Raw genomic sequence first — 15,342 nt, forward strand, 5'->3', positions numbered from 1 at the left:
ACCTTACCCCTCGCCCTCGGAGCCACCCCGGCGCGGGCGGCGGTGGCCGTCAGATCAGTTCGATCCGGAGGCCGCTCAGCAGCCGGTCGGCGTATTCGCGGCCCGACACCACCGCCACCTGGACGTCGCCCTTGCAGGCCACGGCGACGTAACGCCGCGCGTCCACGCGCGGTGGGGCGGGCGAGTCGGCCCCACAGTCCGGGCTGAGCACGAAGACGACCAGCGGACGGGTGCCGCCGCCGAACCAGAGCTGCGGGCCGAACGTGACGCTGCCGATCAGCTCGTCCGGCCGGGCCAGTCTGACCGGGTCGCCGGCGCGCAGCACCAGGTACCCGCGCTTGTCGGTACGGCCGTGCAGCCGCTGGGCCAGGTCCATCCGCTGCTCGAAGGTCGGCCCGCCCTCGATCGGGTCGCTGAGCGAGATCGTCCACTTCCCGAAGTCGAACACCATGAGGTAGCCGCGCCCGCGTACCGCGCGCTTGGGCCACAGTCCGACGTCGTCGGTCAGCCGCCGCAGCATCGGCCCGCCCGCCGACGAGCCGTTCTGCCCGAGGAGCGGCGCGACGAGCGGGTAGATCGGACCGCCCTCGACCGCGCGGACCCCGATCGCGGGGCGGACGCCGAACTCGGCCAGCGTCACGCCCGCCGGGTAGCTCACGCGGGCGCGCGTGCCGTCCGGGAAGGTGACGTGCAGGATCCTGCGGTCTCCCGAGCGGGACGTCTTGGGCAGCAGGTAGTTGGCCCGACGCTCCTCGGAGACCGGCGCCGGCGAGCTGGGCAGTGGCCGGGAGGGCTGCGGCGGCGGTTCGGCGGGCTCGCGGTTCGCCAGGAGTCCCACCACGGGGATGCCGACCAGGGCGACGAGCACCCCGGTGACCACCAGGCCGCTCCAGCGCCTGCGCGGCCCTGACTCGATGACGTCGTTCCGGCCGCCGTCGATCACTTGCCCGGCCACCTCATCGCGGTACGGTACGGCACGCGCCTGGCCGACGGGTGCTCGTAGGGCAAGTTCAGTTCAGCCGCGCCCCGTGCGCAACCCCTGAGCTCGGCGAACCGCGCCGCCGAAGGTCACAACTTCACAACCACACCGGCGGCACGCCCGTTCCGCTTGATGCGTTTGTGGCGTGAGATATGCGACGGAAAACAGGTCTCCAATGCCCGTTTCGGCATTCTCCGCATCCGCTTCCACCTGCCGTTATACCGCCTCGCCATGTATTCATTAATGGTATATCCATAACAGACGCGTATCGGCGATAGCTTTCCGGTTGGTTAAGCGGCGCCGGGGAGATCGGGTCCGTTAGCGTTCCGATCGTTTTTACGGCTGAGAAGTCCCGCTCAGCGCGCAGAAACGAAAGGAGCTCCATTGTTTTCCCGAGCAAGGCGCCTCATGATCCCCCTCTCCGGTGCGCTGCTGGCCACCGGAATGATCGGCGTCACCACCACGACCGGCGCCAGTGCCGAACTGGCCCCCGGCGACGTCGTCTCACGCGCGGCGTCGGCCTCACCGAAAGAGGCCATCAAGTTCTGGTCGCCCGCACGGCTGCGGGCCGCCAAGGACGCCACCCACGACCTCGACGTCAGCGTCAAGGGCACGGGCGGCGCGCAGAAGGCCACCCCCGACGGCCCGGCGGGCACCGTTCCGCCGACCGGCGGCGAGAAGGCGACCTCTCGTAAGAGCAAGCAGGTCAACCTGCCCAACACGGTCGGCCGGGTGTTCTTCACCCTGCCCGGCGAGGACCCGAAGAAGGCGTCGAGCTGGAAGTACTGCTCGGCCACCTCGGTCCAGGGCAAGTACCGCAACCTGGTCGCCACCTCGGCGCACTGCGTTTACGACACCACCAAGAACACCTTCTACGACAACTGGATCTTCGTCCCGGCGTACTGGGACGGCGACCAGGTCTGGAACGGCAAGACGCCGTACGGCATCTACGTCGCGGAACAGTTCAACGCGCACGAGGACTTCGTGGTCAAGGAGGACTACGACTTCGACTACGCCTTCGTCAACGTCCACAGCGGCCTGAACATCAAGTGGAAGAAGAAGCCGAACGGCGACTGGGTGCCGGACGAGATCACCAACGCCGGGCGGCTGGGTGACAACGTCGGCGGCCAGGGATTCACCTGGAACCGCAGCACCAAGGCCCAGGTCTTCTCCTTCGGCTACCCCGCCGGGCCGCACCCGGACGGCGACAAGCCCTACACCGGCCGGACCATGAAGTGGTGCTACGGCAAGACCGGCCCGATGCCCGCCGCCCCGCGTTACCGGGTCGAGGAGCACGTGGGCTTCAAGTGCGCGTTCACCGCGGGCGCCAGCGGCGGCCCGATGCTCTACAGCTACAAGAACTCCAGCCGCAGCGGCTACCTGATCGGCGTCAACAGCATCGCCTGGGACACCGACAAGAACGACCGCTACGACCACATCTCCTCGCCGTACTTCAATGGCGAGACCTACCAGGTCTACAAGAAGGCGGCCAACCGCTGGACCAAGTAGCCACCTCGGGCGAGGGCGGCCGTCAGGCCATTCGGCCGTCCTCCTGACCCAAAGCCCGAAAGAAAGGGGCCCGGACTTCCTCACCGGACCCCTTTCGCTTTGGCGGTTCGTGTCAATACCCCTCAGGTCGTGCATCGCGAGACCGGGTGCGGACGCGGGCGGCGGGTGCGCCGGGCCACTGTCGTGGCATGGCCTTCATCTCACCGCCCCGGCTCGCCCTCGGGGCCGCCGTGGCGACGTGCCTTTCGGTACCGCTCGCCGCCGTGCTGCCGGGCGGCCTCGACTACGACCGGGGCTTCGCGCCCGCGTGGGCGACGGTCGTCGCGTCGCTGCTCGCCGTCCTCTGCATCCTCGCCGTCTCCGGGGCGCGCCCGCCCGGCCCCCGCCTCGCCTGGGGGCTCGTCGCCGGGTGGACGGCGGTGGCACTGCTGCTGTGGTCCGCCGGTGGCGTGGTGCTCGACGCCTTCCGGGCGTTCTTCTGGGTCACCGGCATCCCCGCAGGAACGTTCGCCCAGGTGGACTGGCCCGGCGCGCTCACCCGCGCGCTCAGCCTGGCCGCCGCCGCGGCAACGGTGGCGGTCCTGCTGGCCGCCCGCCGCGCCCCGCGTACCACCGCCTGGCCCGGTTACGCCGCCTTCGCGCTCTGCTTCCCCTATCCGCTGCTGAAGCTCTACTGGTCCCTCGGCGGGACCACCGCTCGCCCGGCCGTCTACCACGAGGGCTTCCCGGCGATGGAGCTGATCACGCTGGGCGGGCTCGCCGTCCTGTCCCTGGCGCTGGTGCAGGACTGGGGCCGAGCCGTCCCGCGACGGCTGCTGCTGGTGGCGGCGTGGGTGGCCGCGGCGGCGCTGGTCAGCATGGGCGCGCTCGCCGTCTTCGGCACGCTGTCCCAGCTCACCGGCATGACGGACGGGCCGGTGGAGTTCGGTTCCGGATCCGCCGCCATGGTCGGGCTGGTCTACGGATCGTGGCTGCTGCTCGGTGTCGCGCTGGGCGCCGCCGCACTCGGCCGGAGGTGACGGTCACCGGCCCGGCTACGCTCCCGCATATGCTCCCGGATCGGACGGACCTGCTGCTCGCCTTCGTGAGCGGCGTCCCACTCCTGTCCCTGTCCGTCGTCGTGGCGGCGCTGTCCATGCCCGACGGCCGGGCCGTGGCGGCCATCACGGCGGCGGTCGTGGCGCACGTCGCGCTGGCGTACCGCCGCCGCCGTCCGCTTCTCTCGCACACGGTGATCTGCGCCGCCTTCGCCGCGCAGGCCGCGACGACCGGCCTGTTCATGATCATGCCCTCCGCGCTGGTGTTCCCGATGTCGGTCTACGCCGTCACCGCGTACGGCGTGCGCTGGGCCGCGCCCGTCACCGGCACGATCGGCGCGGCGGTCGTCACCTGGCGCCTCTCGATGGACGAGAGCGTCGTCGCCGCCCGGATCGAGCCGGACCGGGTGCTGGTGCCGGCGCTGCTGCTGGCGGTCGTGGCCGCCGCGTGGAGCATGGGCATGTTCCGCCGCACGCAGCTCGCATACGTGGCGGTGGTCGAGGAGCGGGCGCGGCTCGCCGTCCTCGCCGAGCGGACCCGCATCGCCCGCGAGATGCACGACGTGATCGCGCACAGCCTGTCGGTCATCGTCAGCCAGGCCAAGGGCGGGCGCTACGCCCCCGAGCACGCCCCGGCCGCGCTCACCGCGATCGAGGAGACCGGCCGGCACGCGCTCAACGACGTGCGCGGCCTGCTCGGCCTGCTGCGCTCCCCCGCGCCCACCGGGCCGGCACCCGCGCTGAGCGATCTTCCCGCGCTGATCGGCGGGGTCCGCGCCGCCGGCCTCGACGTACGGCACACCGAGCGCGGCGATCCCCGCCCGCTCAGTCCCGCCGCCGGGCTCGCGGTCTACCGCCTGGTGCAGGAGTCCCTCACCAACGTCGTCAAGCACGCCGGGGCGGGCGCCCGCGCCGCCGTCGAACTGGACTGGGCGGACGACGATCTGCGCGTGCGGATCAGCGACGACGGCCGGGGCGTCAAGGATCCCGCCGGAGGTCTCGGGCTGATCGGCATGCGCGAGCGTCTCACCGCCGTCGGCGGCTCGCTGGCCACCGGCCCCGGACCGGACGGCGGCTTCGCCGTCACCGCTCTCATCCCCGCGAGGACCACGAGGATACAGCCATGACCATTCGCGTTTTCGTGGCCGACGACCAGGAACTCGTCCGCACCGGGACGGTCATGGTCATCGACTCCCAGGACGACATGAAGGTCGTCGGCCAGGCCGCCGACGGCGCGGAGGCCGTCGCGCTCCTCGCGGCCGTCCCCGCCGACGTGGTGCTCATGGACGTGCGAATGCCCCGGATGGACGGTGTCGAGGCCACCCGGCGGCTGCTGTCCGGCCCCGGCCCGTCGCCACGCGTGCTCGTGCTCACCACCTTCGACCTGGACGAGTACGCGTTCGCCGCGCTCAACGCGGGCGCCTCGGGGTTCATGCTGAAGGACGCCCCGGCCGAGGACCTGCTGACCGCGATCCGGGTCGTGCACCGGGGCGACGCCGTCATCGCGCCGTCCACGACCCGGCGTCTGCTCGACCACGTCGCGCCCGCCCTGCCGGCCGCCGGAGGCCCCGACCCGCTGGCCCCGCTGACCGAGCGGGAGCGCGACGTGCTGCTGCTCGTCGCCCGGGGCCTGTCCAACGCCGAGATCGGCGCGCGGTTGTACCTGGCGGAGGGGACGGTCAAGACGCACGTCGGGCGGGTGCTGTTCAAGCTCGGGCTGCGGGACCGGGTGCAGATCGTGATCTGGGCCTACCGGCACCGGCTGGCGGAACCGTAGGCGTCAGTCCGGCAGGGCCGCCACGGCGGTGATCTCGACGAGCTGGCCGGTATAGCCCAGGCAGGACACGCCCAGCAGGGTGGACGTGTGCGGCCCGCGCTCCAGGCCCGACACCCGGACGATCTCCCAGACCGTGCTGAGGTCCTTCGGCTCGGTGGCGACCACGTAGACGGTCGATGCCACCACGTCGGTCAGGTCCGCGCCGACGGCTTCGAGCGCCTCGACGAGGTTGGCGAGGACCTGCCGGGTCTGCGCCTCGAAGTCACCGGCGCCGACCAGCCCGCCGTCCGCGTCGAGGGGCACCGACCCCGCCATGAACGCCAGCCGCCGCCCGGCCTCGACGATGGCCGCGTGCGCGTAGTCCGGCGGCGGAAACAACCCGGGCACGATAATCCGCTTCCCCAATGAAACCCCCTGTGTCATACGTTTCAGCCCACCATGTCGAACCCCTCGCCGAAGCGCACCCGATTTTCGGTCCGCGCTCAAAAGGTCCGTGCTAGGTGGGCGATGCCCGCGTCCGCGTACCTCGCGGCGGACGGCTCGGCCAGCCCGTACGCGATGTCCTCCAGCAGGGCGCAGCGGGCGTAGAAGGCGGCGCGCTCGGACGCCGCGCCGTCCCACTCGCCGTCGTAGTGCGCGAGGCTATTCTCGAACACACCCGGCCCCAGGTCACGCAGGATCAGCGCGAAGTCCACGGCCGGGTCGGCACGGGCGGCGTCCGTCCAGTCGATCACCCCGGTGATCGCGCCGTCCGCGACCAGGATGTGCTCCGCGCCCAGGTCGTTGTGGCAGAACGTCAGGCGTTCCGGCTCCGCCGGGGGCGCGCTCTGCAGGAACCGTTCCACCGGACGGCGGGCGCTGGCGGGCAGGTGGCCGGCGATCTTGCGGTAGTGGCCCTCGGCCTCCGCCAGCCACTCCTCCATCGGGTGGCGGTCCTCCGGCAGGGGGATCGGCGCGCGGTGCAGCCGGGCCAGGAACTCGCCGAGCGGGGCGGCGAGGTCGCCGAGCCCGGTCAGGGGCGCGGTCTGCAGAGGGGTGCCGGGGAGCTTGCCGTACGCGATGAACCCGGCCTCGGGGGCGGCGAACACCGGCTCGGGCACCGGCAGCGTGGCCCACTCCCGGAGCGCCCCGAGCACCTCGGCCTCCCGCCGGATGGCCTCCGGGTCCGGCTCCCTGCTCCCCCGGACGACCAACTCACCGTTCACCTCATAGGCGAGGTTGTCGAGCCCCTCACCCAGCTTCACGACGGACCTGACCCGATAGCCCGGCAGATACCGCCCCACCACAACCTCAACCCGGTCGATCACGCCCGCAGCCTAACTCCCGACGGCGTCACACGATGGCCGGCCGCTCCCCCCGCTCCCAAGCCCGCGTCAAAGTAGCCGCCGCGATGCGCCACTCCCCCCTGTGCGGTGGAGCCGCACCTCCTGCTGCCCCGCGTGCACCCACCGGTCACCGTCCATGACGAGGTGGCTCTGGTAGCTCGCCCGGCAGCGGGCGGAGCCGTCTCCCTCCAGATCCACCTGGTGGCCGGCGACCAGGTGCTGGGTGGCCTCGAACCGGGTGACGTTCCGGCGCAGCAGGTCGGCGAACTCCTCGCCGGTCAGGCTCCGCTCCCCCGACTCGCTCGTCAGCACCACCTCCGCGGCCACGCAGGAGCGGCCCACTCGCGACGGTCCACCGCCAGGTGGAACTTGTTTTCGGATCCGCCGGTTCCGCGCCAAACGAATTGACATCCAACCGCGCCCCGCCGATAACAACGACGGTCCCGGTACCCACCGGCACGAAAGCCGCCGCCCCCACAGCAGACACCCGCCCTCGCCAACAACCACGCGAAGCTCACCGAGGCGCGCCCGTCGAATTCGAAATTCGAAATTATCCACACCATCGCCTTCACCCCCGCACATAATCCGAAACAGTGCGATAACAGGCAGTGAATGGAAAGTCAATGTGACATAGATCACAATTGCTGGATCGGAGATCTCGGGTTACTTTCCGATTGTCGTGATCACTAATGTTCATGACATACCGGAAACCATGTCGCAAAGATCGACGTGACTCGGCCGTTTTCGTGACCGCACTGTTGGGGGCCTAACGTGCGTCCTTTCCGCCTGCGCTTCTCTTCGGAAATATGGCTTCGTCGCCTGACACTTGTGGTAATCGTTTCCGCTCTTCCGGGACTGTTACAGACGCCCGCCGCACCGGCGGCGGTGACACGCGCATCGGCACAGGTGACCACCCCCGAGCAACAGCGCGGCGAGCATCGCCACCTCGTGCCGCCGGCCGAGAGGAGCGCCGCCATGGCCGCGGGCGGGTCCGCGCCGGTGAAGAAGCCGCCTCGCCCCAAAAATGCGTTGCCCCTCGATAATCGGCCACCTTCGACATTCAGCCTGACGCCTCGAATGCCCAGGCAGAAGCCCTCAAAAATGTCCGGAGCGATCCGGGCGGACCAGCGAGACGCACGAGCGGCCATGGCCATCCCAGAACTCATCGACGCCTATCCAACGACCAACGGATATGTGGGATCTCTGACCCCCGTCATCAAGGCGTACGGTCGCGCACATCTCAGTACACAGCCGCTGGAGTACTCGTTCATTCTGTGGGAAGGACCCGGCTACGAACCGGAAGAAGAGGAAGTGTGGGCCGAGTCCGGCTGGCTGCCCGCTGGTGTGAATAGCTGGCAGGTTCCCGCCGGGACCCTCAAGTGGGGGAAGCCGTATGCCTGGTCCGTGCAGATGCGGCTGGGCGGTAACACGGTGTCGAGTGACGTCCACTATTTCCTCACCGGCATCCGCCAGCCGGAGGTGACGGCACAGCTTTCCGCCGCCGAGGCAGGTGACCGTGAATTTCATGAACTGGCGGGTAACTACACCACCGCGTTCACAGACGCGTCGGTCAGTACCGTCGGCCCTCCGCTGTCCATGGTCCGCTCGTACAACAGCCTGGATCCACGCACCGGTGGAATCTTCGGCGCCGGTTGGTCGACCCGATACGACATGCGAGTTCTTCCAGAGACCTTCACCGGAGGCATGGCCGCCTTGCGGGTGACCTATCCCGAGGGCAGGCAGTTGCGATTCGCGGCACGAGGCGACGGGACCTTCGAACCACCGCCTGGCGTGCACACCACGCTCGCCGAGGTCGCAGGCGGCGGCTGGCGGCTTATGGACAAGTCCTCGACGTCATACGCCTTCGACTCCACCGGTGCGCTGACCGAGATGACCGACAGCCGCGGACGGGAACAGAACCTGCTCTACGGAACGGACGGCAAGCTCCAAACGGTCACCGCGACCGGGGGGCGCTCGCTGCACTTCACCTGGAGCGGTGCCCACGTGGCCTCCGTGTCCACGGACGCGGTCGGCGGAAGCCCGTTGACCTGGACATACACCTACACCGGCGACCAGTTGGCCAAGGTCTGCGCGCCGGGTCCAGCACCGAACTGTACGAACTACACCTACGGCACCGCCTCCCGGTACAGCAGCACCGTCCGAAATTCCGATCCGGTCGGCTATTGGCGGCTCAACGAGCCGGTGAACCCACCCGGCTGGAACCCCCCGAGCTACTGCTCCTCCACTCCCCAACTGCCCGAGTGCATCCCGCCCGCGACCAGGTTCGCCGCCGACTCCGGTTGGGGAAAGCAGAACGCCACGCTGGAGTCGATGACGCTGGGACAACCGGGCGCCCTGGCCGGCTCGACCAATACGGCGGCGACCACCACGGGCACCATGCATCTGCCAAAGAACGTCTTAGCGCGGGCGGGTAACCAAGCGTCGGTAGAAATGTGGTTCAAAGCCGCTAACCCGGGCACGCTACTCGCCACCGGCGTCGAGAGCACCACCATCGATGGCGGCGAGTGGCCCGCCATCTATATCGGCGACGACGGCAAGCTGCGCGCGCAGTACCGGGAGAAGTTCTCCGGCGGCAACGTGGTGAAAACACCCACGACCAGCGCACAATCCGTGGACGACGGTCAGTGGCATCATCTGGTGCTCGCGGTCTCTGGGGGACAGCAGACCCTCTACCTCGACGGACAGACCGTCGGCACGCTCACGGGTCTCAACTTCAAGGACTGGTGGGAGATCGCCTCGATCGGCTCGTATCCACCGATGAACGGCTGGCCTTCGCCACCTCAGGACGAGTTCGAGGCCACGATCGACGAAGTGGCGGTGTACGACCGCCCGCTCACACAGGTCGAGGTGACGGCCCACCACGCCGCCCGCGCCCAGGCCTCCGGCAAGCTGACCAAGATCACACTCCCCTCCGGCCGGGTCTGGTCGGAGATCGCCTACAACACCGCCACCGACCGGGTGACGACGAACACCGACCGGCACGGCGGTCGATGGTCGCTAGGAGCTCCCGCCTACGACGCCACACAAGGTATCTCCACGGTCACCGTAACCGACCCGCACAACGGAGCGCTCAAGTACGAGTACGACGCGATGCGAGGTCACCGCCTCATCGCAGAGATCGATCAGCGTGGGGAGTCCACCGAATACGGCTACGACACCGGCGGCCACCTCTCTGAGATCATCGACCGGAACGGGAAGTCCGTCGAGCAGGCCCACGACAGGCGCGGCAACATGCTCAGTCGTACGACCTGCCGCACTGCGACAACGTGCAAGGCCGAGTACTACGCCTACCACTACAACGAGACGGACCCCTTCGACCCTCGCAACGACCAGATGACCGCCTCGCGGGACGAACGGTCGGCCTCAGCTACGGACAACACGTACGCCACCAAATGGGAGCTCGATACCCATGGCGACGTGGTTAAGGAGACGACGCCCGCGACGACCGACTTCCCGGCGGGCCGATCGACCGCCTACACCTTCACTGACGGCGGCGAATCCGCCGTAGGTGGCGGAACCACGCCCGCCGGCCTCCTGAAGTCCGAGAAGGACCCCGGGGGCAACCAGACGTCCTACCGCTACAACGCAGCGGGGGATGTGGCCGAGGTGACCGATGAGTCCGACCTGGTCATCCGGTACGAGTACGACGCACTCGGCAGGGAGACCTCCCGGACCGAGATCTCGTCGGCGAACCCGGGAGGCGTCACGACGAGCCTTACCTACGACGACGCCGGACGAGTGGCCACGCACACCGGTACCGCCGCCGAGAACGAGATCACCCAGGTCACGCATACGCCACAGACCCGTTACGTCTACAACGCCGACGGCCTGACGTTGACCGAGACCGTGGCGGACATGACCGGCGGCGACCCAGAACGCAGGATCGCATACGCCTACGACGCCTACGGTCGCGTCGAGTCGGTCACTGGTCCTGAAGGCGGTGTGGTCCGCTACACATGGGACCAGACGGGGGCGCAGACCTCCATGACGGACGAGTTGGGCAACGTAATCCACAACGCCTACACGGTCCGCGGCGAACTCTCCTCACGCACACTCAAGAACTGGACGGGAAACCCCGTCGATCCGCACGCTCCCCAGGATCTGATACTCGAGTCGCGCCTGTACGACGCGGAGGGCCGACTGGAAAGCCGGGTGGACTCCATCGGCCGCAAACTGGCCTATGGCTACTTCGACGACGACTCGGTGGCCGCGATCGTGGCCAAGGACGCGAAGCTCAACGGCTCCACCACCCCGCAGGACGTGGTGCTGGAAAAGAACACCTATGACTTCGCCGGAAACCTGACCGAACAGGAGAACGGCGGAGGCAAGCAACGAACGACCTACGTCTACGACGCGGCCGACCGGCTGACGTCGACCACCTTCGACCCGGGTGGGGTCGCTCGCAGGACGACGTATGCGTATGACGCCAATGACAACGTGATCAGGGAAGCCGAGACAGGAGCGGGCACTACACGCACCGAGGTGTCGGAGTTCGAGTACAACTCCGACGGAGCCCGAATCAAGGAGACTGTCGAGAACGGTGCCACCGACCTGGTCACGACCTGGACCGTGGACGACCGCGGGCTGGTCACCGAGACCGTGGACCCGCGTGGCAACCTGTCGGGTGCCGATCGTGCCGCTTTCACGACCACCTATCGGTATGACGCGTCCGAACGGCTCGTGGAGGTCCGCGAACCAGAGGTCAAAGTGGAGAAGTCCGGTAGCGCGGCGGTGGACGCGCGTCCGACGATCACGCTCGGCTACGACAGCGCCGGACGCCGGACGCACAGCAGAGACGCCGAGGGCCGCATCTCCACGACGGCCTATGACCGGCTGGGGCGCGTCACCCGGTCGAGCGCACCGCCGTACACGCCGCCGGGTGGGACCTCGATCACACCGAGCGCCCAGTACGCATACGACGCGGCCGGGCGGGTGACCAGGTACACGGACGAGCGGGGATCAGCCTGGACCACCCAGTACGACGCGCTGGGCAATCGGGTGCGCGTGGTCGAGCCCGGATCGGCCGGCCAGACCGGCGGGCAGTGGACCTACGAATACGACACCGTCGGCGAACTGCTCGCCGCCGTCGACCCGACCGGGGCCAGGTCGGAATCCACCTACGACGACCTCGGCCGCCAGATCACCGCCACGCTGATCGAGCGTCAACCCACGCCGAGGGCGATCGTGTCCCAGATCGAGTACAACACGGCGGGCTACAAGACCAAGGAGAGATCCCCGGGCAACCGCGTCATCGGCTACACCGTCAACGCGGCGGGCGAGACCGAGAAGGTGACCGACCCCCTGGGCGACGAGACCATATACCGGTACGACCTGGCCGGTCGTACCGTGAAGATCACCGACCCGCTCGGAAACGCCCAGGAGATGGTGTACGACCTGGCCGGACGCGAAACGGCGGTCAGAGACCTGAACGACTCCGGAGCCGTGCAGCGAACGATCGGCTACGAGTACGACGCCCATGACAATATGATCGCGGAGATCTCCGGCGAAGGATCGATCACCCGGTACACCTACGACGCGTCCGACTCGGTGGTCGAACTGGTCGAACCGGTCTCTGGCACTGAGTCGATCACCACGACGTACGGCTACGACGCTACGGGCGCGCTGACCCGAGTGACTGACGGACGCGGCAACAGCACGTGGACCACGTACAACAGCCTGGGCATGGTCGAGTCAGTCATCGAACCGGCCACCACCGCGCATCCCCAGGCGGCCGATCGGACCTGGACCAGCGTCTACGACGCCGCCGGCAACCTCACCGCTGCCCTGCAGCCGGGCGGAGTGCGCGTGGACCGGCAGTACGACCACCTGGGACGCGTTGTGCGGGAGACCGGCGCGGGCGCACAGGTCACGACTCCCGAGCGCACCTACGGCTACGACCTGGCGGGTCGCGAGACCGCGGTCGGTGACTACACACTGGCGTACAACGACCGCGGGCTCCTCACCACGGTGTCGAAGGGGGCCGACCAGGTCGCCGCATTCGGCTACGACGACCTGGGCAACGTCACCCAGCGCACCGACACCGCCGGGCAGGCGACGTTCGGCTGGGACATGGACGACCGCCTCCAGTCCGCCGCCGAACCGGTGACCGGTCGCCAGCTCACCTACGCCTATGACGCGGCCGACCGCCTCACCTCGTTGACCTCCGCCGATCCGGCCACCACGCAGAATTTCGGCTACGACGCGCTGGACCGCCTGACCAGCCACACACTGAAGAAGACGGGCAATGCCGAACTGGCCAAGGTGAACTATTCGTGGGACCGAGACGACCAGCTCGTCTCCAAGGTCACATCCGGTACGGCCGGGGCCGGCACGAACGCCTACACCTACGACAAGTCCGGACGGCTGACCTCCTGGAGCGCGCCAGGCGGGGCCACCACCAGCTACGAATGGGACGCCGCGGGCAACCGTACCAAGGCAGGCGCCGCGACCTTCAGCTACGACGAGCGCAACCGGCTGCTCAGCGGCGACGGCACCAACTACACCTACACACCACGCGGCACCCTGGCCACGGAGACCGCGAGCGGAACCACCCGCAGCCTGACATTCGACGCGTTCGACCGACTGGTGGCCGATGGCGACGCCACCTACGGCTACGACGCGATGGGCCGGCTGACATCCCGCATCCAGGGCGGGGCCACCGAGAACTACACCTACTCGGGGCTGGACAACGACATCGTCTCGGTCACCGACTCAGCCGGTGCCGTACAGGCCAGATACGGCCGTGACCCATCCGGAAACCTGCTGGGCCTCCAGGAGGGCACCGATCCCGCGGTCGGCGTCATGACCGATCAGCACGACGATGTGGTGGCCACCTTCTCGGGCACCACGCTGGTGGACTCGGCCGCCTACGATCCCTTCGGCGAGGTCACCGCGCAAAGCGGCACCCGAAGGCGGCTGGGCTACCAGAGCGAGTACACCGACCCGGCCACCGGCAAGGTCAACATGCTCGCCCGCTGGTACGTCCCGGGCACCGGCGGATTCGCCTCCCGTGATGACGTCACGCTGGATCCGTACCCGTCGATCAACAACAACCGGTACACGTACGCCATGGGCGACCCGCTCGCTTACACCGACCCTTCGGGCAACTGCCCGTTCTGCATCCCGCTGCTGATCCACGCGGCCCGGATCGCCGCCCAGATCATCGCCCGCCGGATCGCCCAGCGACTGGCCGCCGAGGCCGCCAAACGCGCGGCGGCGGCTCTGGCCAGGCGAGCCGCGCAAGAGGCGGCGAAGAAGGCCGCCCAGCAGGCCGCGAAGAAGGCGGCGCAGGAAGCCGCGAAGAAGGCAGCCGGAAAGGCTGCCAAGCAAGCGGCGAAAAACCAGGCGAAGAAGTTCGTCAAGAGCAAGGTGAAGCAGCAGGCAAAGAGACAGATCAAGGCCAAGGTCAAGGAGAAGATAAAGCAGAAGATCAAGAGCAAGGTCAAGCAGCAGGCCAAGAAGAAAGTCCAGCAGAAAGTCAAGGAAAAGGCCAAACAGAAGGCGAAGCAGAAGGTCAAGCAGAAGGCGAAAAGCCGGAAGACCAAGAGTAAATCGAAATCTCAGTCGAAATCGAAGTCCAAGTCGACGAAGTCGAAGTCCAGCAAGAGCAAGAAGAGTAAGTCGTTCGACAAGAACGAGATGATCCTCGACGGCTTCGAGCACATGGTCGGCGAGGTGTCCGGCGGGCCGACCGGCGTGGAACCCATCGACATCGACCTAGACCTCGGCTGCGTCAGCCTCCGCGGCTGCGCCAAGGACCTGATCGAGAACGTGGTGGAGAACACCACTGACCAGGTCGTGAACGAACTCATCGACCAGGTCGCTCCGGACCTTCCGCCGATCGACACCCCCGGCGACGGAAACCAGAGCTGCCGCCTACGCCCCAACAGCTTCGTGGCCGGCACACCGGTACTCATGGCCGACGGCACCACCAAGCCCATCGAGGACGTAAAGCCCGGCGACTTGGTCTGGGCCACGGACCCCGAGGCCGGCTACAGCGGCCCCCGCCCGGTCACCACCGCCATCACCGGCGACGGCACGAAGAACCTGGTCGAGATCACCGTCGACATCGACGGCCCCCGCGGCGACGCCACCGACACCATCACGGCCACCGACGAGCACCCCTTCTGGGTCCCGGCCCTCGACGAATGGGTCAACGCCACCCGCCTCCAGCCCGGCACCTGGCTCCAAACCTCCGCCGGCACCTTCGTCCAGATCGCCGCCGTAGACCGCCGCACGACCACCCAACGCGTCCACAACCTGACCGTCGACGACCTCCACACCTACTATGTGGTGGCCAGCGGTCAGGCCGTACTCGTACACAACGATGGCCCTCCCTACACGGACGAGGAATGCTGGGCGATCGCCGACAGAGTGAGAAACGAAACCCGCGAGAGCATGTCGAACACACAACGTAGAAAACATGTCATGATTATTGGCGCGGTAGACTGCGTTACAGGCTCCGTTGCCGTTGGCAAGAAGCGATCAGAGAAAGGGGGCTCAACGCACTGCGCCGAAGACCTCGTACGCGATGAGTTGGTCGGCCGGGGATCGCGTGCGGAGAATATCCGCTATGGACACCCGGCCCACCCAGACTCAATGAACGAGGCGGAATTCTGCGCCAGGTGCCAAAGTCGCATCGATCCGTCGCAAGTGCCACCGGACCGGCGTTGGACAAAATCTCGGTAAATACAG

Annotated in this window: 9 protein-coding genes; 5 read left to right on the plus strand and 4 right to left on the minus strand. The window is 68.1% G+C overall.

The window, feature by feature from the left end:
• Positions 1–49: 49 nt before the first annotated feature.
• Entirely contained in the window at positions 50–955 is a 906-nt protein-coding gene (locus P3X83_RS28015; RefSeq protein ID WP_277308230.1) for a hypothetical protein, read from the minus strand.
• A gap of 432 nt (positions 956–1,387) precedes the next feature.
• Here P3X83_RS28015 and P3X83_RS28020 point away from each other — a divergent pair, with 432 nt between their 5' ends.
• The 4 genes from P3X83_RS28020 (at position 1,388) to P3X83_RS28035 (ending at position 5,302) form a co-directional block, all read left to right on the plus strand.
• The gene (locus tag P3X83_RS28020) at positions 1,388–2,488 is read left to right on the plus strand and encodes a serine protease (protein ID WP_277308231.1); all 1,101 of its coding nucleotides are present in this window, start codon (positions 1,388–1,390) and stop codon (positions 2,486–2,488) included.
• Between the two features lie 188 nt (positions 2,489–2,676).
• A complete protein-coding gene (locus P3X83_RS28025; RefSeq protein ID WP_277308232.1) occupies positions 2,677–3,507 on the plus strand; it encodes a hypothetical protein in 831 nt (276 codons plus the stop codon).
• 29 nt (positions 3,508–3,536) lie between these two features.
• On the plus strand, positions 3,537–4,652 hold the full coding sequence (locus P3X83_RS28030; RefSeq protein ID WP_277308233.1) for a histidine kinase: 1,116 nt from the start codon (positions 3,537–3,539) through the stop codon (positions 4,650–4,652).
• Positions 4,649–5,302 carry a response regulator transcription factor gene (locus P3X83_RS28035; protein WP_277308234.1) on the plus strand — a complete coding sequence of 218 codons (654 nt, stop codon included), beginning with the start codon at positions 4,649–4,651 and terminating at the stop codon, positions 5,300–5,302. Before P3X83_RS28030 ends, P3X83_RS28035 begins: the two co-directional genes overlap by 4 nt.
• A 3-nt stretch (positions 5,303–5,305) precedes the next feature.
• Here P3X83_RS28035 and P3X83_RS28040 read toward each other — a convergent pair whose 3' ends face one another.
• The 3 genes from P3X83_RS28040 to P3X83_RS28050 form a co-directional block, all read right to left on the minus strand.
• Positions 5,306–5,689, minus strand: a complete 384-nt coding sequence (locus P3X83_RS28040; RefSeq protein WP_277308235.1) for a RidA family protein — start codon at positions 5,687–5,689, stop codon at positions 5,306–5,308.
• A 95-nt stretch (positions 5,690–5,784) separates the two neighbouring features.
• On the minus strand, positions 5,785–6,609 hold the full coding sequence (locus tag P3X83_RS28045; protein ID WP_277308236.1) for a phosphotransferase: 825 nt from the start codon (positions 6,607–6,609) through the stop codon (positions 5,785–5,787).
• 66 nt (positions 6,610–6,675) lie between these two features.
• Positions 6,676–6,969, minus strand: coding sequence for a nuclear transport factor 2 family protein (locus P3X83_RS28050; RefSeq protein ID WP_277308237.1), 294 nt, complete (start codon positions 6,967–6,969; stop codon positions 6,676–6,678).
• A gap of 804 nt (positions 6,970–7,773) precedes the next feature.
• On the opposite strand from P3X83_RS28050, the gene P3X83_RS28055 reads away from it, so the two are divergent.
• On the plus strand, positions 7,774–15,336 hold the full coding sequence (locus tag P3X83_RS28055; RefSeq protein ID WP_277308238.1) for a LamG-like jellyroll fold domain-containing protein: 7,563 nt from the start codon (positions 7,774–7,776) through the stop codon (positions 15,334–15,336).
• Positions 15,337–15,342: the final 6 nt, after the last annotated feature.

It is taken from the genome of Spongiactinospora sp. TRM90649, from assembly GCF_029382225.1.
Classification (GTDB): Bacteria; Actinomycetota; Actinomycetes; order Streptosporangiales; family Streptosporangiaceae; genus Spongiactinospora.

Bases quoted from the DNA above. Each gene is read 5' to 3' on its own strand.
- P3X83_RS28030 (WP_277308233.1), top strand. From the start codon at position 3,537: ATGCTCCCGGATCGGACGGACCTGCTGCTCGCCTTCGTGAGCGGCGTC.
- P3X83_RS28025 (WP_277308232.1), top strand. From the start codon at position 2,677: ATGGCCTTCATCTCACCGCCCCGGCTCGCCCTCGGGGCCGCCGTGGCG.
- P3X83_RS28020 (WP_277308231.1), top strand. From the start codon at position 1,388: ATGATCCCCCTCTCCGGTGCGCTGCTGGCCACCGGAATGATCGGCGTC.
- P3X83_RS28055 (WP_277308238.1), top strand. From the start codon at position 7,774: ATGGCCATCCCAGAACTCATCGACGCCTATCCAACGACCAACGGATAT.
- P3X83_RS28035 (WP_277308234.1), top strand. From the start codon at position 4,649: ATGACCATTCGCGTTTTCGTGGCCGACGACCAGGAACTCGTCCGCACC.